The organism is Pedobacter sp. UYP1 (assembly GCF_040547305.1).
Classification (GTDB): Bacteria; Bacteroidota; Bacteroidia; order Sphingobacteriales; family Sphingobacteriaceae; genus Pedobacter.
In genome coordinates, this window is the sequence record NZ_JBEPPL010000001.1 from 805,797 (window position 1) to 828,703 (window position 22,907).

The window sequence follows — 22,907 nt, forward strand, 5'->3', positions numbered from 1 at the left end:
CTATTTACCCTTCTTTAAGGTCACTTCTACACTCCATTCATTGCCACTGGCAATGTGATGAACTGCGGCAAAGTTAGCTTGGTTTAAAGCAAAAGATAATTGTAGCAGACTATTCAGATAACTTAAAGGCTTACCTTCGGCAACAGCGCCAAAAGTTTGACTATAAGGCATATCTCCTTCATAAACTTTCTTTTCTTTGTGAAAGATCTGCAAATGAAGCAGTTCTCCGTATTGTGGATTAAGTTGTTTCACAAGTTCCGCTGTAATGTCTGTCCAGATATTGCCGTATTGTACATCAAGGATAGAAATGCTTCCCTTAAGTTTTCCGTTTTCCAGGGTCGCTTTCTGATAAGGGATTTCTACAACTTGTTTTGGAAGTTCATTTCCAACCTGGTCATAGGTGATTGCACCTGAAGCTAATCTTGCACCTGTAAAAGCGTAAACGTCACGGCCGTGAAAAGTATAGGATTTCCCGGAATCTTTGCGTCTGTTTTTGACTTCATTGATTTCACGGACTTCTTCGATACCCAGGGATTGTGCGACTAAGGTCAGTGTACCATTGTCTGGGGTCACGATAAATTGTCCTGTTTTGGTTTTAAGCACCACCGATTTACGGGCAGTTCCTACACCAGGGTCTACCACAGAAACGAATACAGTTCCTGCTGGATAATAAGGTACGGTCTGGACTAAACGGTAAGCGGCTTCCCAGATATTATAGGCAGGGATTTCATGGGTCAGGTCGAATATTTTAAGTTCTGGTGAAACGCCAATAGCCACTCCTTTCATGGCGGATACTGCACCGTCTTTTAAGCCGAAGTCTGATTGAAAAACAAGAATCTTGTTTTGGGCTGTGGCCAGGTTGGTAACAAAGAATAGAAAAAATAAGGTAATACTGTGTTTTAGGTTTGTGATCATCGGGGTCTTGGTTAAAGTCTACAAATTTAGTAGATAACACCAGAGTTGCAACAACTAAACCCTATATAATCAGTTTTATTTCACCTTGTTATTTTTCTATTCTTTAAATTACTTTACAAATTTGGCTGGCGAACCAGCCCATTGTGTTTGTTTTGGGATCGTTTCGCCTTTCATCACTAAGGACAGGGCTTGCAAAGTAGCACCTTCTTCGATCGTAGAATCGTAGAGTACTACACTCATAGCCCCTATATTACAGTTATCACCAATGTGCAAATGCGCCATTTTCATGACACGGTCTTCAAATAAGTGGGTTTGTATAGTACACATGTGGTTAATAGCTACATGGTCTCCTATATGCACCAGATCAAACTCTGTGATCTCACTGGTATCCATATAAACGTCTTTTCCAATATCACAACCCATCATCCTGAAAAATATTGGTGCAAATGGTGTTCCCAGTAGTGTATTGACTAATAAAGGATAAACCATATTTTCACAAAGCGAGTTAACGAGTTCATTTTTCCAAACAAACATACTCCATAAAGGTTGGTTGGATGGCTTATAAGTTCCGATCAGTACCTTTTTAAAAAGGACAGTGATTAAAGCAGAAATACCAATCAGTGCCAGCAGTAAGAATGGAGCAAGGCTCAATGTATAAACGATATGTCTGCCAGAATGATCATAATAGTTATCAATTAAATGATAGAATAACAACAGGATCACCGAGGTAATGGCATAAGGCAGTGTGATTTTAAAAAGTTCAATGACACCACGCTGAAAATATAACTTATTAGTTGGTCTGAAGGTCAGGTCATCCGCAAATTTCACACTCTCCTGTCTTTTAGGTAAATACATCGGTGGTGCACCAAGCCATGAAGAGTCATTGATATATTTTCGTTCAATATTTGATGGCGGGGTAGACAATACACCGATCAGGCAATTGCTGCCAATGGTGTCGCCTGCCGAAATCACAGCACTGTTTCCAATAAAAGTTTTGTTCCCGATGGTAATCTGACGCAGGTACATCGTGCCCTGGTGTACTTCTGGAGAGCCTAAACTTACAGAGTCGGCCAGGAAGCTTCCTGCACCTATTTTTACCAGGTCAGTTGTGATTTGATTGACGGTTGATATTTCTGTGGCTTTACCGATCCGCGTGCCCATCAGTCTTAACCAGGAAGACAGGTATATAGTGGCATAAACCGACCTGAAATAGGTTAAACTCATGTTCATGAGGGAATCTACTGCCCATTTCCGGATATACTTGAAGCTGTACATGCTAAAGGCTTCTTCTTTGAGTTTACCAATGATCAGCCATTTAAACAGCGCTACTGACGCGCAGTAAATGATAATATACATGGCCGAAATCGGGATGGACAAGAGCATTGCCCAGCCTAGTCCAAAAGACAAGATCACTTCGTAATAGACCACAATAAACGGTATACTTAATCCAAAAGGAAAGACAAATACAAAACCTAATGTTAAAGCTAGCACAGCTACATATAATGCGAAATTCATCGGTTTGTTCTGTCCGGTGAATTTGATAGTTGGAGCTGCTTTGTTCGGGCCGATAGGTACAGCTGGTGTTCCTTTCCAGTAGGCTCCGGCAGGAATTGTGGTATTGGGCTGAAGTTGTGACAGCTCTCCTATTCCAGATCCGTCTTCCATCACTGCACCGGGTGAAATCACTGAACGTGTACCTACAAAACAGTTTTCCCCAATGGTTAAGCTGCCTATAACCAGTGCACCGTCTTCAATTTTATAACCTAATAAATGTGATTCTTTGGAAATGCTGGAACCATCACCAATTGTCAATAAATCAAAAACCCTGATCCTGTCTGAGCCAAGGAATACGCGCTTTCCTATTTTTGCACCCATCAGGCTGAAATACCATTTCAAGAATGGCGTTCCACTCAAAATACCAATCGGACTCAGGTCAATCAGTTTCTTTACAATCCAGAAACGCAGATAATACCAGCCCCAAAGTGGATATTTTCCTGCTTTGAATTTACCGATCAGTACCCATTTCGCAACGATGGACAGAATAATGATAGAGAAGAATAAAGCCGAGAAACCGGTAACACCATAAACTAACAGGTCGTATACCTTGGTTGAGGAGCCGAAATGCCGGATCACAAAGGGTGCCATCAACCCCGCTGAGCCAATCATAAAAAAGACAAATACACTGATTAATTGCAAGAATGAGGTTAAGGCCTTCATGCCCGCTGATACCTTTAACCTGACTGTGGGTTCGGCTTTTTCTTTTGGCAATTGTTCATTGTCATCCGCAATCGCACTGATTTTCGCCGCAAGTTTTTCCAAGGTACGACAGGTATAAATATCCTGCACGGAAATTTGTGCAGCAGCGCCTGTTTTCCGTAATTCTGAAACCATCATCGATGCGACCAGTGAATGTCCGCCCAGGTCAAAGAAATCATCGATCACGGAAACTTCTTGTGGTTCAAAGTATTTTTTCCAAACCTCCAGCAGCATAGTTTCTGTTGGCGTACGGGCGGCTACAAGCTTGCGTCCTTCTGTTTTATATTTTTTAACCGGCTGAGGTAAGAGTTTCCGGTCTACTTTACCGCTGGCCAGCAGTGGAAAAGCTTCCATAATTACAAATACTGCAGGCACCATATAAGGCGCTAATCTGGCTTTAAGTTGTGTTTTACAGCCCTCTTCGTTAAAAGTATCTGCTTCTCCTTTCAGGATCAGGTAAGCAACCAGTCTTTGTACTTTCTGTTCATCTTCTTTAACGGTGACGACTGCATTTTTAATACTTTCAATTTGCAGTAATTGCGATTCTATTTCTGAAAGCTCAATTCTGTAACCTCTGAGTTTGACCTGAAGATCTATCCGTCCTAAAAATTCAATATTCCCTTGTTCGTTAAAACGGGCAAGGTCACCACTGCGGTATAAGCAGGATGGTGCGGTATCTGAAAGTGGAAAAGCTGGTTGGATGAATTTTTCCGCGGTAAGTTCTGGCTGATGCAAATAACCGATAGCCAGTCCTGGCCCGCCGATACAAAGTTCACCAGGTACGCCTATGGGTACTGGTAAATGTTGTTCATCCAGGATATAGGTAGTATAATTAACGGCGGGTTTCCCGATTGTTATTTTATGCAAGGGATCAAAATCGGCATAGGTAGCAATGACTGTTGCTTCTGTTGGTCCGTAAGTATTTACAATTCTCAGGCCACTGCTATGCCAGGGTAGTAATAGTTCGTGCGGACAGTTTTCTCCACCAAGAATCAGCAGGCGGAGTGATGGCAAGGGATATTGCATCATCGAGAGCATAGTCGGCACTGTAGAGAGCACAGTGAGCTGATGCGTTGCAATATAGTCACTCAAATCTGATCCGGAATGCATTACGGCTTCCGAAACAGGAAATAAGGTAGCACCTGATCTGAAAGCCAGCCAGATTTCCTCTAAAGAAGCATCAAAGGCTACAGAAAAAACTTGTGCAACTTTATCCTGTGGGTTTAATTCAAATAAACGGTCTTCTCCTTTAACCAGGTTACTGATCGCTGCATGAGAGATAATTACGCCTTTAGGACGTCCTGTTGACCCGGAGGTGTAGATCATATAGGCCGGATCGGCTACTGTAATTGCTATTTCCGGAGCTTCAGTATCGTTTTGACGAATGTCAAATGAGCTGCCATCAACCACAATCACTTCGCAGGAAAGTTTGAAGCTGGCAGAGCACGCTTCATCACTTAACAAAAATTTAGCGCCGCAATCTTCCAGGATAAAACTAACTCTATCTTCGGGATAACCAATATCCAGCGGAACATAGGCTGCCCCTGCTTTAAGAATGGCAAGCATGGAAAGATAAACTTCCGGGGAGCGTTTGAGCAGAATCCCAACAAAATCACCTTGCTTTATCCCTTTTGCAATCAGGCGTGCTGCCAGCTGGTTTGCAGCCAGGTTTAATTCCTGATAGCTGACTTGCCTGCTTGCTGAATGAACTGCCCCATTTTGAGGAAAAGTTAATGCAGTGCGCTCAAATATAGAGTGTAATAATTCGGGCGTTCCAACTGCGTTATCGATCAGACCGGTGTTAAAAATGGCAAGTTGTTCCAACTCCTCTTCGTCCATAAAGGAGAGTTTGGAGATTTGTATCACCGGATTTTCTGCTACTTGTTGTAATATATTCAGAAAATGGCTGTGCGCTTGTTTAAAAACTGCAGCATAAAATGCGGTGTCTTTACAGCTGAATACTGTGCCGGCCACATCACCGTCTTCTATACGAATGATACATTTATATTCATGGGCCTGATCGTCGCTTTTCCAGATAATCAGCAAAAAGAAGTCGTCATTGAACTTGCTATCCAGGATATCAATACTGCTGGAAATACGATCGCTTAAGGCATTGAAAGTCAATGATCCATCTAACGGATATTGAAACTCCATTGCACTTTCTATTTTACCGTTTTGCCCGTTTTCCTGAATGCTCAGTTCAATCTTTACTACATCGTTCAGATAGGCCTGATATTTATTCAACAGCACATAAACAGCTCCTGTAACAGCACTTAATAAGTTTAAAGTTTGTTTAGAAGGCCCGGTTAATTCATTCATTTGTATAGCAGCGTATTTAAAATTCTTAGCAAAAATCAGTCTGTAATCCCTATCTATATGGGATGTACAACTTAGTTGTTTTTTCTGTTATTCCCATAATCCTATTGCTATTAAATAGGATTTAAATCAATCAGGGCATTATTGGTTGTTTTTATAGTTTACAAAAACCAGTCCTAAAGCGTTATTGTTAAATTGTTCAGTTTATCCTTTATACAGTACCATTCCTTTTCTTCTCTTATCATTTTCTCTGGTTCCGCCTGATCGGCAGAGCAGTGCGCCTGCTCTGCCGATCAGGCGCACTGCTCTTCTCGTGTTTCAACAGACTTCTTTTTCTACTGTCGTCTTCTACTCCACGTCGTCTTTATTGTTCTTCGTCATTGTTCGTCTTTATTGTGCTTCGTTATTGTTCACCTTCTTCTTTACTAAAGTTTTTTTGCTGAAGTCTGCTGATTTAATTGCTTAAAGAAGGGCTGCAAAAATGAATAAAACAAATTAAAAAACAAGGTTTAAAACACGAACAAAACGCCTTTATCTGGCTTTAATTGTAACGGTTCAAAGAAAAATTATAGTTTATCTGGTTGGATTGCTGTTTATCATTTGATCGGATTACTTTTTACCCCTTCAAATGTGATCTGTACTGGTTTAATCAATCCGCTGGCATCAAATTCCATTTTATCGATACAGGTTACCCGGTGGTTTCCATTGGTTTCACCTAATGGTCTTCTATGGTAAACAATATAATAGTCACCAGTTTGAGGATGCTTGATGATAGAGTGATGGCCTGCACCAGTGGCAATTTTCGGATCTTGTTTAAGTATTTTATCCACTCTTTTGAAGGGGCCCATTGGTGAATCGGCTATAGCATAGGCTACGGAGTAATCAGGACCTGTCCATCCTCCTTCCGACCACATAAAGTAATATTTTCCGTTCCTGATAAATATATATGGGCCTTCCACATAACCTTTAGGAGTAATTTCTTTGAATAACTTGCCATCTTCGAATGGAACAAAGCCAGTAAAGTCGGGTTTCATTTTCCCGATATTACAATGTCCCCAACCACCGTATATCAAATAATACTGACCATCTTTATCTTTAAATATAAACTGATCTATAGGCTGCGCGCCATTATAAAATTTATCAATTAATGGTTTTCCGAGATAATCTTTAAAAGGGCCTTCGGGCTTATCGGACACTCCGATCCCGATTCCTCCTGTTTCCTGATCACTTTGTATATCATTTGCGCCAAAAAAGAGGTAGTACTTATTGTCTTTTTTAGTGATGGAGGGCGCCCATACTGCTTTTTTTGCCCATTTAAAATCGGCAGTATCCAGCACATGGTCATGTTTTTTCCAGGTAACAAGATCTGAAGATGAAAAAGCATCCATAAATACTTGCTCTTCATATTTAGCGGAATAAGTTGGATATACCCAGAATTTGTTATCAAAAACGATGGCTTCAGGGTCTGCATACCAGCCTTGGAAAATCGGATTACCTGAGGTTTTAACTGGTTTTTTCTGCGCAAAAAGGCAAGTTCCGAATGCTGAACAAGCGAGAAGGATCAAAATACGTTTCATGGTTTTGGTTATTAGTTTAGGCTATATAAAGTACAATTCACCCCATTAAATGTCTCTTTTCCCCCTTCATTAAATGAAATTACTAAGGTATATTTAAACATTAAACGGGCTTGGGTACTATTATCCCTAATGTATGGGTAAATAAATTAAAATTAATTAACCACCAAATATATTACGTATGAAAAAGATAACCCCATTTTTATGGTTTGATAACAATCTGGAGGAGGCGATTCATTTTTACACTTCCATCTTTAAAAATTCAGTGATCCAAAACATTTCCTATTATGGAGAAGGCGGCCCGATGCCAAAGGGTTCTGTGATGTCCGCCTCTTTTCACCTGGATGGGCAGGATTTCCTGGGAATGAACGGAGGCCCGATGTTTTCTTTTACCCCGGCAATTTCTATGTTTGTGAATTGCCATTCACAGGAAGAAATAGATGAGTTCTGGGAAAAGTTAGCTGAAGGAGGAGAAAAATCAAGATGTGGCTGGCTTAAAGATAAATTTGGGTTATCATGGCAGATCGTGCCTGCTGATTTAAGCAGGTTATTAAATCATAATGACCCTGAAAAGGCTGCCAGAGTAATGAGTGCAATGATGAAAATGGATAAGCTTGATATGAAGGCGTTGAAAGACGCTTAAAAACATAATACTGAAAAGACGCTTAAAACAGAAAAGGCCATATGCTCCTTGATAAAGGGACATATAGCCTTTTGAGATTCATGGCACTTATTAGTATAGTACCCTGGCACTGTTTACTATTTTACAGATTCAGTCTTTAAAAAAGAGCTCATTCTGACTGCAAATCCGGTGTTAGCTGCTAACCATTTCTCAATGGCAGCTTTATCATCATCAGTTCCTGTTAACGCAGCCATTAATGAACCCAACTGCGTATCATCTAACTGGAAGTTTCTGAAAAAAGAAGTGACCTGAGGGTTCGATTTCACAAAGTCTTTATTCGCAACAGTTTGTAAAGTTTCAACTTTTCCAAAAACACCTTTAGGGTCAGCCAAAAATTTCAGCTTATAAGTACTGAAAATATAATGTGGAGACCAGCCTGTAATGACTACTGGTTTCTTTGCATCAATACTTTTCTTCAAAATAGCCAGCATTGCTGCTTCACTTGCCGATTGCAGTTCAAACTTTAATCTATAGTCCTTAATAGCTACTTCTGCTTTATTCATAATTCCGGCACCTGCATCAATTCCAGTAATTTTGCCTTCAAAAAGTGCAGCATTTGCGTTCAATTCCTCGATACTGTTTACTTTTACATAATCAGGAACGACTAAACCGATACGTGCATTTGCATAATTAGTACCTAAAACTTCTAGTTTTGCGCCAAACTTATCCATGTATTCTTTATGAGTGACTGGCATCCAGGCATCCATAAAGACATCCGCATCCCCGCCTGCTACTGCTGCAAAAATTGGCGCAACGTCTGCATTTTTCAATTCTACAGTATAACCTTCTTTCTCCAGTAATACTTTTGATAACTGCGTCATGGCTACGCCTTCTGCCCAGTTTACATAACCTATTGTTACCTTTTTATTGTTCGCAGCGCCTCCACAAGAATAAAGTGTGGTTGCTGTCAGTGCTATTAATAATCCGCTAATTACTTTCTTCATTTGAATAGATTTAATTTTTTGATTCAATATCATTAATACTTTTTGTTGCGTTTTACACCTAAACCTACGCTTAGGCTATACTTTTCTTTTTAGTATTCCCAAAGGATTGCGTAATACGATCCAGGATAATGGCCAGGATCACCACAGCGATACCACCTTCAAATCCTAATCCTATTTTAAGTTGTGTAATTCCTTTCAATACCACTTCACCTAATCCTCCGGCTGCAATCATTGCTGAAATAACAACCATGGAAAGTGCCATCATAATGGTTTGGTTCACCCCGGCCAAAATGGTAGGCAAGGCTAAAGGCAGCTCTACTTTAAAGAGCAACTGTCTCGGTGTAGCACCAAATGAACGGGTTGCTTCTACAATTTCTTTAGGCACCTGGCTAATTCCAAGCGTAGTTAAACGAACTGCAGGAGGCATCGCAAAGATGATGGTCGCAAATGCTCCGGGTACTTTTCCCAAACCAAAAAACAATACTGCCGGAATCAGGTAAACGAACGCTGGCATAGTTTGCATCAAGTCGAGTATGGGTCTCATAATTTTTCCTGCCAAAGGATTTTTAGCAGCCCAGATTCCCATCGGCACCCCCATTAGCAATGCAATAAATGCAGCAGACAGAATCAGCGCCAGTGTAGCCATTGTTTGCCCCCAGTAGCCCATTGCCCAGATCAGCGTTAAGCCTAAAATGGTAAATATGGTCACGCCTAAACCTGTACGTTTCCAGGCCAGGAAAGCAATCAGTAAAATGATTACATAAAATGGAGGGAACATCAGTATCCATTCAACGGAATCCACTACTGAGATCACTATAATCTTTATGATATTAAATAAGGCTCCAAAATTGCTGGTAAGCCAGTTTATAAATTCTTCTATATAAGGTCCTATATGTATCATATTATATTACTTCGTTTTGTAAGTTATCAATTGAGTTTCCGGTCACATTTTCCCAGGAAGTTCCTGTAGTCTCTATCAGCAGAGAAGTCTGTGCAACGATTCCAAGCAGTTTATTAGTTTCTCTGTCGATAATCGGTACTGCTCTTCCGTTTTCTGCAATAAATGGAAGCATTTGTTCCACTGTAGTTTCCGGATAAGCAACAGGTACGTCTTTGACAATAGCCATTTCTATGGTTTGTTGTCCTTTGGCTTTGAGTTCCAGAATATCCTTCAGATAAACGAAACCAAGGAAATGTTTGTCTACAGAAACTGCTGGCAGCGATGTTAATCCTGAAGAACGCATCTTTCTTAAGCTACCTTCCACCCCATCTTTTCTAAAAATAGCCACTGTAGGTTTTTCAAATAATAAACTGGCCGCAGTAATGATTGATTTCCGGTCCACTTTTTCCACGAAAGAAGACACATAATCATCTGCCGGATTGGTTAAAATATCTTCCGGTGTACCAATCTGGATCACTTCACCATCTTTCATAATGGCAATACGGTCTCCAAGACGGATAGCTTCGTCAAGATCATGCGTAATAAATACAATCGTTTTATGCATTTTTTCCTGCAAATCGATCAGCTCATCCTGCATCTGTGTACGGATCAGCGGATCCAATGCAGAGAATGCTTCATCCATTAACAGGATCTCAGGATCATTCGCTAAAGCGCGGGCCAAACCAACACGTTGCTGCATACCTCCGGAAAGTTCTGAAGTATTTTGATTTTCATATCCTTTCAGACTCACCATCTCAATAACTTCCTGAGCTTTTGCTTCACGTTGTTCTTTAGGGATGTCCTGTAATTCCAGACCGAATGCTACATTTTCCAGCACTGTACGGTGAGGTAACAATCCAAAGTTTTGGAAAACCATAGCCATTTCTTTTTTACGGACATTCTGTAATTCCTTGTCACCAAGGCTGGTGATATTTACATCATTCAAAATGACACTGCCCGAAGTAGGTTCAATTAACCTGTTCAGACATCTGAGCAAACTAGACTTACCGCTACCCGATAACCCCATAATTACAAAGAATTCGCCTTTTTCTATATTAAAACTGGCATTCTTTACCGCAACTGTACATCCTGTTTCTTTCAGGATTTCTGCTTTGGTTTTCCCTTGTTTTAATAGTGTGAGTGCCTCCTCTTTTTCTTTACCGAATATGAGTGTAAGGTCTTCTATCTTAAGTTTAGACATAGTATAGATGTTTTACGTTAAAAATAATAGCCAATATTAATGTTGAACCGGCTAGTCCATTTTGAATCCGGATTACCTGTAGATAATCCGTTTTGCCAATCCGGCCCTAACCAGGGCTGATTTTTTCCTGCTGCCCAATCCACATAGGTCACCAGGTTTCCTGCATTGATCATACAGCCAAGTACATTCATCTGTGTATCTTTAAATCCAGCTTGTGGTTTGTTCATATAAGAGTAGTTCTCATAAAAAACAATTGACTTAACCGGGCCCAGTTTTACAGGCTGTGTATAAGCGAAAGATGCGGTATGCAGGTAAGCTTTGCGGGCGACATCGTAGGATGAACCATAGGCAGCTAGTTGTACTATATTTTTATACTGAGATGAATCAGATAGATTATATTGATAATACATAGATTGCAGCTTAACATTAAGCTTACCAAAGGTCAGGTCTGTGTGTAATGCAGCAGCCCATCTGGCCCCCATTCTTCCGGTAGGGATGTTGTATACTCCACCAATCATGCCGGAAATACCAATCTTCTTATCTTCTGCTATCAAATACTCTGTTTTGATATTCCCCTGGTTAACTTCTTTGTTTCTGCCGGCAACGTCATAAGAATAACGGGATGGGTCTGTTCCTGATTTATCTCCGAAGTTCAGCTCCATTGCATTTTTAAAGAAGGCAATATCATAGATCCACCGGTTTCTGCGCTGATGGAAGTTAACACCCATCGAGAACTTATCTTCAAAACCTACATAATATGGAAGGTTAAAGAACCAGTTATGAGAGTTATAGGTTGTATTTCCAAATGGATTCTGAACCAGTCCGATATCCATATGGGTACTATCATTGAAAAGATAGCTCACATAACCTTCTTTCAGGAAGCTTCCTCCGAAATCTTTAGAGTAAAAGCGATATTCTGCGTGAAAATCCAGTTTCTTATAAGCAACATCTGCGTTGATACGAAACATGTCAAGGCCAAAATCACCTCCTCTTTTAACTTGTTCTTTTTTCCAGGAGGATAGATTATAGTTGAATCTTAATGCGCCCCCAATTTTCAGAACTGGTTTATCCGGACGCGAAGGAGTGATTGTGGTATCCTTTTTTAAAGGAGTTGCTGTGGTGTCCCTTGTTATTGCTGTGGTATCCCTTGTTATTGCTGTATTATCCCCTTTTATTGCTGTAGTATCCTTTTTTATTGATGTAGAGTCTTGCGCTATTAGTGTTAAAGGTAAAATAACGGTAAATACTATACAGCTTAATAAGTGCTGTAATTTTATTTTCATAAATAAAGTTTATATACGCTGGCTTAATTGCCACGTATCATAAAATGCTTTAAATAAAACATTAATTAACAAATGCTCAGGGAGTAAATTCCCTGAATATTTAAACAGAAATTGTGCTGTTTCTTTCTAGAATTTAACGCTCAGATGGCGTCTTTAACAGCGGACGTTTAAACTAAAACCGAGGCAAAGGTAAGGATAATTTCTCGGTTTTTAGCCCCTGTGGCGGATATGGAGCTAGAATCGGCTGGATTTGGCGGGGTAAAAACAAGAAAAAAAAGGGGGTAATTCAGCTGATTTTACACCGCAAAAAAGACGCGGAATTTCTTCCTGTTTTCATTGCACTAACCGACGATTTTAGGGGATTATTGAACAATAAAAAAAGGTGCGTCATTAAACATAAGGCTTGATTTTCACCAATATTCAGCAACTTTTGACTTGTTTATTTTTCGGAATTTGAAGGCGTGATTTCGGACAATTGGTACCGCAAATCTGACTCCTGGATATAGCGGTTGAATTTTACCGCTCAAAAGGACAATATTTTATTTTGTTTTTTTTTCTTTTTCAAAATATTCGTAGCTGAAATTAAGCAATTCTGGCTCCGCATCCGACTCTTTTACTGATTTTTCAGGCCCGGATAAGAGCTGTTTAGTGGTGCTCAAAGTGACAGGTAATCCGTTCTCCATTTTAAACACCAGATGCGATCGGTTCATGTGAATTGTCTTATCCAGAATTAGGTTTCCCTTGCCATCGTCAAAGAAGTTTTCTGTCATGATATTCATTTCATCATCATCCGGATGCTGTTTATAATGGATGGTCAGAGGCAAATCCCAGTTCGTATTAGAATAAATAGTTATCGGTTGTGATAATTTATCAGCATGTTTATTCACTTTATGAAAAATTCTGCCTTTGCGGATATAGCGGTCTATCTTATGATTATGCACTGAAATTACCGTATCACCAGAATACTGAAATTGATTGAAGCTACCGGAATGGTTTATCAACTCATCCGGTGCGCCATCTTTGTAAGTTAAGGATAAGGTGTCATTTACATTTTGCATTGCTTTCCACTGCCCTCTTCTGTTAAATACGAGTACAAAGTCTTTAGATGGATCAGCAGGATTTTCAATCTTCATCTTTTTAACGCCGTTAAGCTTAAAAAGTTGCAGTGGCAGGTAACGGTCAGGAAAAAGCAGATCAAAAGCGAGATACATCGCTAATCTGGGTGTAGGATCTTTTTTATACTTACTTGCTGTACCGATTTTAACTTCGTAGACTACATCCTGTGCATACACACGGTAAGTAAATAATAGCAGCAATATTAATAAACCCTTTTTCATAAAACCTCCTGATATAAATATGGCCTGATTACTATACAAAGATAGTACATCAGGCCATCATAAAGAACTTGCTTATTTGCAGTTCCAGCTATTTTAAATAGTCTATTTTGCTAATTTTTCAATCCATTCTCTTGCATTCACAAAAGCTTCCATCCATGGAGACACTTCATCTTTACGACCTTCAGGATAGTTAGCCCAATGCCATTGGAACAATGAACGTTCAATATGCGGCATCATCACCAGGTGTCTTCCAGTTTTATCACTGATCATTGCAGTGTTGTAATCAGATCCATTAGGGTTAGCCGGATAAGTTTCATAAGCGTATTTTGATACAATATTGTATTGATCTTCTGCATATGGCAATTGGAATTTACCCTCACCATGCGAAACCCATACCCCTAAAGTACTGCCCGCTAAAGTAGAAAGCATTACTGAATTGTTTTCCTGTATAGTCAGTGAGGTAAAGATACTCTCATGTTTAGCACTATCATTGTGTAACATTTTAGGTTTTTCTTCATGGTCTTCATTGATCAGACCAAGCTCTACGAACAACTGGCAACCGTTACATACACCAACTGATAAAGTATCTTCACGTTTAAAGAAGTTTGTAAGCGCTTGTTTTGCCTTCTCATTGTATAAAAATGCCCCTGCCCAGCCTTTAGCTGATCCTAAAACATCTGAGTTAGAGAATCCACCAACTGCACCTATAAACTGAATGTCTTCCAATGTTTCTCTGCCTGAAATTAAATCAGTCATGTGTACATCTTTCACATCAAAACCAGCCAGATACATCGCATTTGCTAATTCTCTTTCTGAGTTACTTCCTTTTTCACGAAGAACTGCAGCTTTAGGTCTTGGTTTAGCAGCATCTATAACTGGTTTTTTTCCATCAAAGTTTAAAGGGAAACTATAATTTAATACATGGTTTTTATAGTTGTCAAAACGTTCTTTAGCTTTAACCGGCCCACTTTGTTTTTCATCAAGCAGGTAAGAAGTTTTAAACCATACATCACGTAAATGATCAATGTCAAAGCTCCAGTTACCAGCAGCGTTTTTAACCGTTAACTGAGCTGTTTCATTCACGGTACCTATTTGATGATAAACAATACCATTCGCATTCAGCATAGCTTCAGCACTTGCATCAGCCTGGAATACGATACCAATGTTCTCCGCAAAAAGTGTTTCTATAATATCCTGGTCTCCTAAAGCAGAAAGATCAAGAGAGGCACCCAGGTTACGGTCTGCAAAACATAACTCTAAAAGCGTAGTAATTAAACCACCACTGCCAATATCGTGTCCTGCCTGTACTTTTCCAGCTTTAATTAATTCTTGCAGGGTATTAAAAGTAGTTTTAAACTGTCCTGCATTTAAAATATCAGGCGTTTCTGTACCAACTTTGTTTAAGATCTGTGCAAATGACGAACCACCCAATTTATAACGGTCTCCTGAAAGATTGATATAATAGATAGCACCACCGCTTTTACGTAAAACAGGTTCTACTACTGCAGTAATGTCATCACAATGACCAGCAGCAGAAATAATTACTGTACCTGGCGCAATAACTTCCCCGTCTTTATATTTCTGTTTCATCGATAAAGAGTCTTTACCAGTAGGGATATTAATTCCTAAACTGATGGCAAACTCTGAACATGCTTTTACAGCTTTATATAAGCGGGCATCTTCTCCTTCGTTTTTACAAGCCCACATCCAGTTGGCCGATAGTGAAATACTTTCCAAACCATCTTTTAAAGGAGCCCAAACGATATTCGAAAGTGATTCTGCAATTGCATTTCTACTTCCTGCGGCAGGGTCAATCAGCGCTGAAAGCGGCGCATGCCCAATGGAAGTTGCAATACCGTCTTTACCTTGAAAGTCCAGTGCCATTACACCACAGTTATTTAATGGTAATTGTAAAGGGCCTGCACATTGTTGCTTAGCTACACGGCCACCTACACAACGGTCAACTTTATTTGTTAACCAGTCTTTACTGGCTACAGCTTCTAATTGTAATACTTGTTCGAGGTAAGTGTTCAGTTCTGCAGTATTGTAAGTTACAGGCTGATATTTTCTATCAATCGTTTTATCCTGCATGATTACTTTTGGAGAACTGCCGAACATGTCTTCCATTTTCAAATCCATTGGTTTAGAACCGTTGGTTGCAGATTCAAAAGTAAAGCGATGATCACCTGTCACCTCACCTACTGTATACATTGGAGCCCTTTCACGGTCAGCAATTTTCTGCAGGGTATCGATGTTTTTCTGACTGATCACCAATCCCATACGTTCCTGAGATTCGTTACCGATAATTTCTTTGGCAGAAAGGGTCGGATCACCAACCGGCAGTTTATCTAAATCAATCTTTCCACCAGTCTCTTCAACCAGTTCAGAAAGACAGTTCAGGTGACCGCCTGCTCCGTGATCATGGATAGATACTATCGTATTGTGATCGCTTTCGACCATACCACGAACGGCATTGGCAACTCTTTTCTGCATTTCAGGATTAGAACGCTGAATGGCATTCAATTCGATACCTGAGCCTAAAGCTCCTGTATCTGCTGAAGATACCGCAGCACCACCCATTCCTATTCTATAATTTTCTCCACCTAAAACAACGATTTTGTCATTCAGCGCAGGTTTTTCTTTTTTAGCCTGGTCAGCTTTTCCATAACCTACCCCGCCTGCTTGCATGATTACTTTATCGTAACCTAGTTTTCTGGCGTCTTCTTCATGTTCGAAAGTAAGAATCGAACCTGTAATTAATGGCTGACCGAATTTGTTACCGAAATCAGAAGCTCCGTTTGAAGCTTTGATCAGGATGTCCATTGGAGTTTGGTATAACCAGTCTCTTTCGTTTACTGCTTTTTCCCATGGACGATTTTCTTCCAGACGAGAGAACGAAGTCATATAAACAGCAGTACCCGCTAATGGCAATGAACCCTGACCACCGGCTAACCTGTCTCTGATTTCTCCTCCTGAACCTGTAGCGGCACCATTGAAGGGTTCTACAGTTGTCGGGAAGTTATGTGTTTCTGCTTTGAGTGAAATGACTGAGTCAAAGTCTTTAATTTCATAATATTCCGGTACATCAGCTCTTTTTGGCGCAAATTGCTGAACTCTCGGGCCTTTAACGAAGGCTACGTTATCTTTATAAGCTGAAACAATTCCGTTAGGATTAGCTTCAGATGTTTTACGGATCAATTTGAACAGAGATGATGGTTGTTCTTCTCCATCAATTACAAACGTACCATTGAAAATCTTGTGACGGCAGTGTTCTGAGTTAACCTGAGAAAACCCGAATACTTCTGAGTCTGTTAGCTTACGCCCTAGTTTCTCTGCAAGTTTATTTAAATAATCTACTTCTTCTTCGCTTAAGGAAAGACCTTCTTGCTGATTATACGCTGCGATATCTTCAATTGGCAGAATTGACTCTGGTTGAATGCTGATCGTATAAATCTCCTGATTGAGTTCACTGTACTTTTGAAACAGCATCGGGTCAAAGTCAGTAAAATCTGCTGTTGTGTTTTTGAACTCTTCAATTCTGATGATCCCGTGAATATCCATATTCTGGGTAATTTCAACAGCATTCGTGCTCCATGGAGTTACCATTGCAGCGCGCGGGCCAATAAAGAACTCCGTCAAAACGGTTTCTTGTTTGAACTGGGCCCCGCCAAACAGCCAAGTTAACTTTGAAATATCTGACGATGAGAGAGTTTGCTCTGATTGTAAAGCAAAAACAGTATTAAGCTCGTTGGAGAAGAAATAAATCATGGTATGTTTTTATGGCGCAAATTTAATTTAAAAAAATTCTATGCCGCTATATATTGCAAAAATAGATGCAACAATTTGCAAATTCTACTTTAAGATGTAGAATTACAGCGCTATTTTCCCTCTTACTTCTTTTAACTTCATGATCATTTGTTCTGCATCAGCGCTTATCCACTGGTCATATTCTTCAATTGCCTTTAATCTAAGTGAATCTTCCAGATAACCCTCTTCTACCATCTGTGTGGAACCTGCAACTTTTGACCAGATACCAATCCGTTGTAAAAAGTTGTCATCCTGCCGCTGATAAACTTCTTCCGCATTAAAGACCTCAATTTCCAGAAAACCGGTTTCTGCAAAATAGCCAGGCAGGTCTTCGGCGATATGATTGTTCATTCCTGCATCAGCACGCCATTTTAAAAAGGTCTGATAAAAATATAACATACTTTCGGGTGGTTGGGGCTGCCAGCTTAATTGCTCATGGTTATAATCCAGAATAGAGAGTTGACCTCCTGGTTTTAATAATGATTTGAATTTTAATAGTGCTTCTTTTGGATTGCTTAACCATTGTAAAGTACGCGCAGAAACAATCAGGTCGAATTTCTCTTCAGACACATAGCTGAATAAGTCATGGTGAATAAGTTCCAGATTTAAGGTTGTCTGATAGCTTTCCTTACCACTAATAATAAATTTCTCTGTATTATCAATTCCCGTGACAAAACCTTCGGGGCCTACCCTCCCGGCAATATCTTTTGATATCGCTCCTGTTCCGCAACCAACGTCCAGTACACGCAAACCATTTTTAAGGATCGGAATTAGTGTCGCGTAATCTTTCTCTAAGCTTCTGTTATCAAATATTTTATTAGTGGTTTGATGGTCCCGGTGTATAGTTTTATTCATTTTATATGGAGGTTAAGCTAAATGGTTATTTTGAGCTTTAAGTTAGAAAATTCTTACCCGATTCTCTTATTAACCATTTTCCCTTTCTATATTTGAGAACGATTTTTATCCTTATGAATTTAGATATATTACTGCAGCAGGTCGCTTTTATTCACGAAATTGACAAGCTTAAATACATCCAGAGAAAAACCCGCCTTTTCAATAGTGACCGCAGAGAAAATGATGCTGAACACAGCTGGCATCTTGCAATGATGGCACTTACATTAGCAGAACATTCCAATGAACCCATAGACATTTTAAAAGTCTTGAAAATGTTGCTGATCCATGATCTGGTAGAGATTGATTCGGGTGATGTTTTTCTTTATGACACCATTGTAAACCACGACAATACAGAAGCTGAGCGTAAAGCGGCAGAAAGAATATTTGGTTTGCTGCCCGCAAAACAAGCAGAAGAATTTGTTGCCATCTGGGAAGAGTTTGAAACAGGAGATACTGCTGAAGCCAGGTTTGCGCGTTCCATGGACAGGTTTGAACCAATCTTACAGAATGTATCTAATCAGGGCGGTACCTGGACAGAACACAATGTACCTTATGATACTGTGATGGACAAAACCAGCAAAATTCAACATGGATCTAAAACGATCTGGGATTTTACTGAAACATTAATTGATGATAGTGTATTGAAAGGATATATAAAGAAGACAGACCAGGAGTAGAATCAATAGATTCTGCTTTCTGCTGATGCTGTTCATTTACGCATTCAACCTAAAACCGGGACAATAAGAAGTCTTCACTATCTGGTTTGCCATACGCGTCAGCCTCAGTTAAATGGCCATCCTGACCACTTACCCTGGTCAGTTTTTTACCTTGCCTGAAAACTAACTGTAAACCATGTTCCTGATCCCAATCACAGGCACAAGCCACCTGAACATAGAGGTCTTCTTGTTCATACAACCTTCTTGTGACGTAAATTTCTGTAGGCTGCACAAATTTCCAAATTTCATTTTCGTCGGTAATCGCTCTTAAATCATCGTCTGCTTCATCTGGCTCTGCCAATTCCAAAAAATCTAAACAGTATTTATACACAAGATGAGTTACCGCTTTCCTGTCTGCAGCAGTCAATGCTAAAAAATGTTGTAAAGCATCATCAGCCTCCGCTAAAAATGTTTCATCATGCTCCTGGTTGTAATCGGTAAAACTGACGCCCACTTTCTCATGATCAAAAAAAGGAATCTCAATTTCTTCTCCTATCCACCAGTCCGAAAGACTATCATCTTCAGTTAAAGTTCCGATTACTTTTGATATGATCTGTTCTCCCATGGCTGCTTTTTTTGTGAAAAATTAAGCATTTTTATCAAGAACCTTATCATTCACAGCAACATTAGCCTATTATTAATCAATAAAATAACTTTATGAAAGTTATGTATCATCTAAACAAAAATAGCCTGCCCATAGAATGAACAAGCTATTTTGAAAAGTATATATTATCAAATAAAGGGTGCCGTATAAAAGTAAAAACGCTATTTCTTGCTTTCAATATACAAGGCTTTTCCGTCTTTTGACGCACCAAACCCCCATATTCCGTTCATTTTTTCCAGGAACATGCCACCATTAGAAGCAGTACTTAAGTAAAAGTCTTCAGCTTTTTTGGTTAAGATAAAATTACCTTCTTTAGCAAATACTTCAGCTTGTTTTTTATCATCAGAAAAGGCAACCCCGGCTATCAAAGTTCCAGAAGGATTTGAGAGTTTTAAAGGCAATTCAAATGCACGGATACAGGTTTTCTTAAGTGCACTCCAGGTATAACCTGCAGAAGCTTTACAGCCGTGTGCATCAGAATCTCCGCCTACCATAGCCCCAGGTATAGAAACTGCAGCAGATGAGAATTGAGTCAAAACAGCCTTGATATTTTTACCTGCACCTGCATCTTGCTTATAGTTGACGTTATCAATCTTCCAGGCACCGTTTTCTTTAATCAGTACCACATCGTCTTTCCATGTCGTATGGTTATAATTCTTGTTGGTAAACTCTACAGTGACCACGGCTTTATCACTTTCAATTTTAGTATCTCCAATTTTGAACCCGGTATAGCCCTCATTCAAACTGGTAAAGATATCACCTTCGATTATATCTGGCTTATCTGTTGATTTTGAAGCTTTAATCTTTTCTGCTGATGCAGCTTCTTTTTCAAGCGCTTTATCAATTAATCCAGCTAATGAGGCTGATAGCATCCCTTTATCGGCGCCGACATATTTGCCTTTATAATATTTATAAAATGTGTTAACCACCTTAGTGATCCCATTACTTTTAGTATTGTTACAGCTAATTAAGAGCATCATAACAATAAGAGGAAAAAATAGAATTTTGGTTTTCATAAGCTTAATATTTGGTTTTTAGCTAAAAATAGCACTATCTAATATAAGCAATTATTCAGACAGGACAATAAATAATATCACCAAAATTAACCCATAAGTATTTGAAAGATAACACAATAACTTTGTTTATCAATTCAATCGTTTTGCTGTCTCTTATACCTTCCAGAGCTTGTTAACTTTCGTTGACAATGGGCTCAGGAGCCAGGAAATCTGACAGCCCTTTTTTCAGGTTAGGACGGGCCGCGTTTTTCAATCCGTAACGTACATCATCTATTTTCCAATTTCCGTTTTGACGGATCAGTTGCACTTCATCTGTCCAGACAATATCTCCTTCCCGGTGATTGGTAAACTCCACGCGGACTATAGCCAGATCCCCCATCAGTTTTCACACGGACTATTTTAAAAGAAGTATAACTTTCGTACAGACTAGTAAAAATATCTCCTTCTATCATGGCCGGCTTATCTGTTGATTTTGCAGCTTTTAATTCAGCAGCCGACAGCTCTTCCAGTTTAACAGCTTTGTCTATCAAGGTGGCTAGCTCTCTTGACAATAAGGTTTTGTTGACTTCTTCAAACGGGCCTTCGTAATTTTTATAAAATGCGTCTACAGCTTTAGCTGCGCTATTGCTTTTAGAATTAGTACAACCGAATAAAATTACAGCGGTAATAATTGATAATAAGATTTTGGTTTTCATCAGTAAAAATTTGTTTTGACAGGTATTTTAATGGGTGGCGATGTTATTCTACGTTTCCTGAATAGATAGTCTTGCCATCTTTCAACGCTCCGAGTCTCCAGACATTATTTCTTTTTTCCAGAAACACACCCCTATCAGAGGCTTCTGACTCATAAGCCGTTAATGATTTCTTGTTCAATACCCAGCTTGTATTTTGTGTAAATACTTCTGCCTTTTTCTGATCATCGGAGAAAATTACGCTTGCTATTGATGTTCTATCCATACTTCTTAACTTAATCGGCAGTTCAAGAACACGGATACATCCTTTTTTAAGATTACTCCATTGATATTGATTGCCTGCAGAAAGTCTGCACCGCTGATCATCGGCATCTGATTTTACTGCGGTGATCGGGGTCAAAAATTGCGATAACACGTCTTTAGTGCTCTTCCCAAAAGACCGTTCCCCTCTAAAACGCACATTATCAATTTTCCAGGCCCCATTCTCTTTAATTAATTCAATATCGTCTTTCCAGGTCTCGGTACCAGCCTTGTTATTGGTAAATTCGAGCTGAACTGTGGCTTTATCGTCATAGATACTAGTTTTACCAATCTCATAAGAGGTGAAGCTTTCTGATAAGCTGGTAAAAATGTCGCCTTCAATCTTATTTGGCTTATCTGTTGATTTTAAAGCGCTGAGTTCTTCGACAGATTTAACTTCTTCTGCAATCGCTTTGTCTACTAAAGCGGATAAACCCGCTGAGAGCAGGCTTTTGTTCACTTCCTCAAACGGTCCTTTGTGGTGATTATAGAAGGCATTAATCACTTTGTTAATCTCATTATTTTTGAAAGGATTACAACTGAATAAGAGCGTTGTTACGATCAATGATAACAGGATTTTTAATTTCATATAATTATTTTTTAAAGTTTAGAAAGCTGCTAAAACGGCTTTTATAATTTTGTAAACGCGATTTGGTTGCTATACCCCTATCTGAGCCCCGAAATATTTACCTTTGCGCGTATGAAAAGAATTATTTACAGCTTGCTATTCCTTTTTATCTGTTTACCAACTATCAGCCAGGCGCATGGTTATTGGTTTGCTATTCAGGGTTCAGGAAAAGTGAATCAGCCTGTACAGATTCAAATCTGTTTTGGTGAAATTGATCAATATAATATCCGTCACCGCGAAACAGGCCCCGAACTTGTTCAGCTTGGCGGTTTTAAAGTCACTGTAGTAGATGAAAAAGGTAAACAAACTGTGCTCAGGATCTCTCCTAAAGCAGATTGCTGGGAAGGAACTTTTATTCCTCAGGAAAAAGGGATTTACCAGATTTTAGCGCTCAACGAGACTCTGCCGGTAGTAGACCGTTCAGCAACTGGCGGAAAGAATGTACGCCCTGTCGATTATTTATGTGCAGCTTATGCTGTTGAAGATACAGGATATGTAAAAAAGCCTGTTCAGTTTTTAGATATCCTGACAGCTACAAAAGACAAAATGATTATCGTCAAAGTATTCAATAATGGAAATCCAGCCGCCGATGGTACGAAATTACGCGTATTTAATCCTCAAAACTGGGAGAAGTCAATCGAAACCGACGCGCATGGTGAGACTGCTTTTATGCCCGTAATGAAGGGTTTGTATATTATCAGGCAAGATTATAATTTAGCGAAGCCGGGTAGTTATCAGGGAATAGCCTATAGCATGATCAGATGCCGTTGCAATTACAGTTTGTTAGTTGACTAACTGGTCA

The 22,907-nt window shown here is 39.5% G+C and carries 18 protein-coding genes; 3 read left to right on the forward strand and 15 right to left on the reverse strand.

The window, feature by feature from the left end; translation table 11 throughout:
• From ABIB30_RS03535 to ABIB30_RS03545, 3 genes are all read right to left on the reverse strand, one after another.
• Entirely contained in the window at window positions 1-915 is a 915-nt protein-coding gene (locus ABIB30_RS03535) for an SAM hydrolase/SAM-dependent halogenase family protein (protein WP_354299373.1), read from the reverse strand.
• Window positions 916-1,023: 108 nt separating this feature from the next.
• A complete protein-coding gene (locus ABIB30_RS03540; RefSeq protein WP_354299374.1) occupies window positions 1,024-5,490 on the reverse strand; it encodes a Pls/PosA family non-ribosomal peptide synthetase in 4,467 nt (1,488 codons plus the stop codon).
• A 593-nt stretch (window positions 5,491-6,083) separates the two neighbouring features.
• The gene (locus ABIB30_RS03545; RefSeq protein WP_354299375.1) at window positions 6,084-7,064 is read right to left on the reverse strand and encodes a glycoside hydrolase family 43 protein; all 981 of its coding nucleotides are present in this window, start codon (window positions 7,062-7,064) and stop codon (window positions 6,084-6,086) included.
• Between the two features lie 178 nt (window positions 7,065-7,242).
• Here ABIB30_RS03545 and ABIB30_RS03550 point away from each other — a divergent pair, with 178 nt between their 5' ends.
• Window positions 7,243-7,704, forward strand: coding sequence for a VOC family protein (locus ABIB30_RS03550; RefSeq protein WP_354299376.1), 462 nt, complete (start codon window positions 7,243-7,245; stop codon window positions 7,702-7,704).
• Window positions 7,705-7,820: 116 nt separating this feature from the next.
• Here ABIB30_RS03550 and ABIB30_RS03555 read toward each other — a convergent pair whose 3' ends face one another.
• The 7 genes from ABIB30_RS03555 to ABIB30_RS03585 all read right to left on the reverse strand — a co-directional run bounded on the left by ABIB30_RS03555 (window position 7,821) and on the right by ABIB30_RS03585 (window position 18,110).
• Window positions 7,821-8,687: a glycine betaine ABC transporter substrate-binding protein gene (locus ABIB30_RS03555; protein ID WP_354299377.1), complete on the reverse strand. Its 867-nt coding sequence runs from the start codon at window positions 8,685-8,687 to the stop codon at window positions 7,821-7,823.
• A 70-nt stretch (window positions 8,688-8,757) separates the two neighbouring features.
• On the reverse strand, window positions 8,758-9,588 hold the full coding sequence (locus ABIB30_RS03560; protein WP_354299378.1) for an ABC transporter permease: 831 nt from the start codon (window positions 9,586-9,588) through the stop codon (window positions 8,758-8,760).
• 1 nt (window position 9,589) lies between these two features.
• Window positions 9,590-10,828 carry a quaternary amine ABC transporter ATP-binding protein gene (locus ABIB30_RS03565; protein WP_354299379.1) on the reverse strand — a complete coding sequence of 413 codons (1,239 nt, stop codon included), beginning with the start codon at window positions 10,826-10,828 and terminating at the stop codon, window positions 9,590-9,592.
• Between the two features lie 17 nt (window positions 10,829-10,845).
• Window positions 10,846-12,111, reverse strand: coding sequence for a hypothetical protein (locus tag ABIB30_RS03570; RefSeq protein ID WP_354299380.1), 1,266 nt, complete (start codon window positions 12,109-12,111; stop codon window positions 10,846-10,848).
• A 539-nt stretch (window positions 12,112-12,650) separates the two neighbouring features.
• Complete coding sequence (locus ABIB30_RS03575; protein ID WP_354299381.1) at window positions 12,651-13,448, reverse strand: hypothetical protein; 798 nt, start codon at window positions 13,446-13,448, stop codon at window positions 12,651-12,653.
• A gap of 102 nt (window positions 13,449-13,550) precedes the next feature.
• Window positions 13,551-17,216, reverse strand: coding sequence for a phosphoribosylformylglycinamidine synthase (gene purL, locus ABIB30_RS03580; RefSeq protein ID WP_354299382.1), 3,666 nt, complete (start codon window positions 17,214-17,216; stop codon window positions 13,551-13,553).
• A 102-nt stretch (window positions 17,217-17,318) separates the two neighbouring features.
• Window positions 17,319-18,110, reverse strand: a complete 792-nt coding sequence (locus ABIB30_RS03585) for a methyltransferase domain-containing protein (RefSeq protein ID WP_354299383.1) — start codon at window positions 18,108-18,110, stop codon at window positions 17,319-17,321.
• A 113-nt stretch (window positions 18,111-18,223) separates the two neighbouring features.
• On the opposite strand from ABIB30_RS03585, the gene ABIB30_RS03590 reads away from it, so the two are divergent.
• Window positions 18,224-18,826, forward strand: coding sequence for an HD domain-containing protein (locus tag ABIB30_RS03590; protein ID WP_354299384.1), 603 nt, complete (start codon window positions 18,224-18,226; stop codon window positions 18,824-18,826).
• Between the two features lie 49 nt (window positions 18,827-18,875).
• Here the strand turns inward: ABIB30_RS03590 and ABIB30_RS03595 are convergent, their stop codons facing one another.
• The 5 genes from ABIB30_RS03595 to ABIB30_RS03615 all read right to left on the reverse strand — a co-directional run bounded on the left by ABIB30_RS03595 (window position 18,876) and on the right by ABIB30_RS03615 (window position 22,066).
• Window positions 18,876-19,430, reverse strand: a complete 555-nt coding sequence (locus ABIB30_RS03595) for a DUF6985 domain-containing protein (protein ID WP_354299385.1) — start codon at window positions 19,428-19,430, stop codon at window positions 18,876-18,878.
• Window positions 19,431-19,630: 200 nt separating this feature from the next.
• Entirely contained in the window at window positions 19,631-20,485 is an 855-nt protein-coding gene (locus tag ABIB30_RS03600; protein WP_354299386.1) for a DUF3828 domain-containing protein, read from the reverse strand.
• 172 nt (window positions 20,486-20,657) lie between these two features.
• On the reverse strand, window positions 20,658-20,840 hold the full coding sequence (locus ABIB30_RS03605; RefSeq protein ID WP_354299387.1) for a hypothetical protein: 183 nt from the start codon (window positions 20,838-20,840) through the stop codon (window positions 20,658-20,660).
• On the reverse strand, window positions 20,794-21,180 hold the full coding sequence (locus tag ABIB30_RS03610; protein ID WP_354299388.1) for a hypothetical protein: 387 nt from the start codon (window positions 21,178-21,180) through the stop codon (window positions 20,794-20,796). Before ABIB30_RS03610 ends, ABIB30_RS03605 begins: the two co-directional genes overlap by 47 nt.
• A gap of 43 nt (window positions 21,181-21,223) precedes the next feature.
• The gene (locus ABIB30_RS03615) at window positions 21,224-22,066 is read right to left on the reverse strand and encodes a DUF3828 domain-containing protein (RefSeq protein WP_354299389.1); all 843 of its coding nucleotides are present in this window, start codon (window positions 22,064-22,066) and stop codon (window positions 21,224-21,226) included.
• A gap of 111 nt (window positions 22,067-22,177) precedes the next feature.
• Between ABIB30_RS03615 and ABIB30_RS03620 the strand changes: the two genes are divergently transcribed.
• Window positions 22,178-22,900 (forward strand): hypothetical protein, encoded by a 723-nt coding sequence (locus ABIB30_RS03620; protein WP_354299390.1) that lies wholly within the window; start codon window positions 22,178-22,180, stop codon window positions 22,898-22,900.
• Window positions 22,901-22,907: the final 7 nt, after the last annotated feature.

Bases quoted from the DNA above. Each gene is read 5' to 3' on its own strand.
- ABIB30_RS03575 (WP_354299381.1), bottom strand. From the start codon at position 13,448: ATGAAAAAGGGTTTATTAATATTGCTGCTATTATTTACTTACCGTGTG.
- ABIB30_RS03610 (WP_354299388.1), bottom strand. From the start codon at position 21,180: ATGAAAACCAAAATCTTATTATCAATTATTACCGCTGTAATTTTATTC.
- ABIB30_RS03565 (WP_354299379.1), bottom strand. From the start codon at position 10,828: ATGTCTAAACTTAAGATAGAAGACCTTACACTCATATTCGGTAAAGAA.
- ABIB30_RS03535 (WP_354299373.1), bottom strand. From the start codon at position 915: ATGATCACAAACCTAAAACACAGTATTACCTTATTTTTTCTATTCTTT.
- ABIB30_RS03545 (WP_354299375.1), bottom strand. From the start codon at position 7,064: ATGAAACGTATTTTGATCCTTCTCGCTTGTTCAGCATTCGGAACTTGC.
- purL (WP_354299382.1), bottom strand. From the start codon at position 17,216: ATGATTTATTTCTTCTCCAACGAGCTTAATACTGTTTTTGCTTTACAA.
- ABIB30_RS03555 (WP_354299377.1), bottom strand. From the start codon at position 8,687: ATGAAGAAAGTAATTAGCGGATTATTAATAGCACTGACAGCAACCACA.
- ABIB30_RS03590 (WP_354299384.1), top strand. From the start codon at position 18,224: ATGAATTTAGATATATTACTGCAGCAGGTCGCTTTTATTCACGAAATT.
- ABIB30_RS03550 (WP_354299376.1), top strand. From the start codon at position 7,243: ATGAAAAAGATAACCCCATTTTTATGGTTTGATAACAATCTGGAGGAG.
- ABIB30_RS03570 (WP_354299380.1), bottom strand. From the start codon at position 12,111: ATGAAAATAAAATTACAGCACTTATTAAGCTGTATAGTATTTACCGTT.
- ABIB30_RS03600 (WP_354299386.1), bottom strand. From the start codon at position 20,485: ATGAAAACCAAAATTCTATTTTTTCCTCTTATTGTTATGATGCTCTTA.
- ABIB30_RS03540 (WP_354299374.1), bottom strand. From the start codon at position 5,490: ATGAATGAATTAACCGGGCCTTCTAAACAAACTTTAAACTTATTAAGT.
- ABIB30_RS03585 (WP_354299383.1), bottom strand. From the start codon at position 18,110: ATGAATAAAACTATACACCGGGACCATCAAACCACTAATAAAATATTT.
- ABIB30_RS03615 (WP_354299389.1), bottom strand. From the start codon at position 22,066: ATGAAATTAAAAATCCTGTTATCATTGATCGTAACAACGCTCTTATTC.
- ABIB30_RS03560 (WP_354299378.1), bottom strand. From the start codon at position 9,588: ATGATACATATAGGACCTTATATAGAAGAATTTATAAACTGGCTTACC.
- ABIB30_RS03595 (WP_354299385.1), bottom strand. From the start codon at position 19,430: ATGGGAGAACAGATCATATCAAAAGTAATCGGAACTTTAACTGAAGAT.
- ABIB30_RS03620 (WP_354299390.1), top strand. From the start codon at position 22,178: ATGAAAAGAATTATTTACAGCTTGCTATTCCTTTTTATCTGTTTACCA.